The organism is Chitinophaga tropicalis, assembly GCF_009758205.1.
Taxonomy (GTDB): Bacteria; Bacteroidota; Bacteroidia; order Chitinophagales; family Chitinophagaceae; genus Chitinophaga; species Chitinophaga tropicalis.
This window is the reverse complement of sequence record NZ_WRXN01000043.1, coordinates 1-1,804: the sequence shown is the minus strand read 5'-3', so window position 1 is coordinate 1,804 and position 1,804 is coordinate 1. Positions and strand designations below refer to the sequence as shown.

The window sequence follows — 1,804 nt, the reverse complement described above, 5'->3', positions numbered from 1 at the left end:
GAAGCCGTCTCAATAATAAATTGAGACGGTTTTTTCTTTTGTATAGCGCTATATACGTGGTCATATATGTGGAGCCTTAATTTTATTCAGTAAAAATATATGACGGGCTTAGGGAGATGGGAACAAGTTTTTGGGCTCTTTTTGCCCTTTCTCATGCAGTTTTCTTCCTTAGATTGTGCGCCAGAGCCAATAATCCGGCCTCAATAGTCACTTTTTCGATGCCTCGTAGCATAAAACGTTTAAAGTGATGATTGTGCTTGATATTACCAAACACAGGTTCAACATCGTAACAACGCTGTTTACGTTTAGCAATTCCTCGTCTGGTCTTCAGACGCTTATCGGCCTTATTTCGTAGATAATTTAGATGATGGTTAATTGTTATGACCCGGTTGCCTTTTCCTTGATGACATTGTTCTTTTAATGGGCAACCTTTGCATTTGCTGGCTTGGTAGCGTGTAAGCGTTTGTTCAAAACCTGTTGATGTTGTGGATGTGTAAGTGCCAATATTCTTCATTCTTTTCCCGGAGGGGCATATGTAATGATCTTTTGCTTCATTATATGCCAGTTTATCAGCCCTGTAGGGATTTTTATTTCTTGTGCGTTTGTGTTGATCCCTGTCAAAATTTTGATGCTTTACATATGCGGCAATTTGTTTGCTTGCCAGCCATTCATAATTCTGCTCGCTGCCGTAACCTGCGTCTGCCGTTACATTATTGGGTTTGATTTTAGTCTGTTTTATATGTCCGCTCAGATGGTTTATCAGCGTATTGGTGTCAGTAGTGTTTTGGTGGATACTATAGTGAGCAATGTATTGGCTATTAGTGCTTATCTGTAAATTGTAAGCAGGCTTTAATTGCCCATTTTTCATATGATCTTCCTTCATACGCATGAATGTAGCATCCGGATCGGTCTTGCTGTAGCTGCTTCGCTGGCTGCCTATAATGGCTTCTTGTTGCTCATATCTGTCTAGTGCAGCCGGCCAATGTTTTCTCCCGTAATTCAGCTTCTGCTTCACCTCTTTACTGACTGGCTTGTCCTTCAATGCTTCGTTTATTTTATCGATAGTGGCATTCACTTTCTCTTTATCTATTTTATCAAAACCTGAAGGGTCTGTATCATCCATCTCTGCTGCTGCCACCGTTTGAGCATACTGCCATAATTCGTTTAGCTGATGCTTTATTTTCTCCCGGTTCTTTTTAATGGCATTCCCCCACACAAAACTATATCGATTGGCATTGGCTTCTATCTTAGTGCCGTCTGTATAAAGTTCTTTAAGACTGAGAAGGCCTTCCTCACATAGTAATAACACTACCTGGGTAAAAATTGGCTGTAATGTCTTCTGAAGGCGCTTGCCTCGAAAGCGGTTGATCGTATTATGATCAGGCGTACTCATGCCACTTAACCACATATAATGTATATGTTGACTAACAACCTCCTCTATTTTACGGCTGCTATATATATTATTAATGTAGGAATAAACCAGGATTTTTAACAACATCCGTGGGTGATAGCTACTGGTTCCCCCTGGCTTATATTGTTGGATTAACTTTGTAATATCAACTTTATCCAAAATGTCGTTGACTGTTCTGACTGGATGATTAGCTGGAATCAAATCATTCAAATCTGGGGGTAATAGCATCCCTTGGTTCTGGTGATTGCTCTTAAATACGACTGATAATGTTTTGCCTCTTGCCATACTTCCTATAACACAATAAGCATCATATGGTTAACAAAAAGGCGCCTTTTATCTAAAAAAATGTATAAAAAGCTGAAGCCGTCCCAAATTACTTTTGAGACGGCTTCT

General features: G+C 39.7%; 1 protein-coding gene. It reads right to left on the bottom strand.

Features of this window, described 5'->3' with window-relative positions:
• Positions 1 to 151: 151 nt before the first annotated feature.
• Positions 152 to 1,696 (bottom strand): IS1182 family transposase, encoded by a 1,545-nt coding sequence (locus GO493_RS30695; RefSeq protein ID WP_157310070.1) that lies wholly within the window; start codon positions 1,694 to 1,696, stop codon positions 152 to 154.
• Positions 1,697 to 1,804: the final 108 nt, after the last annotated feature.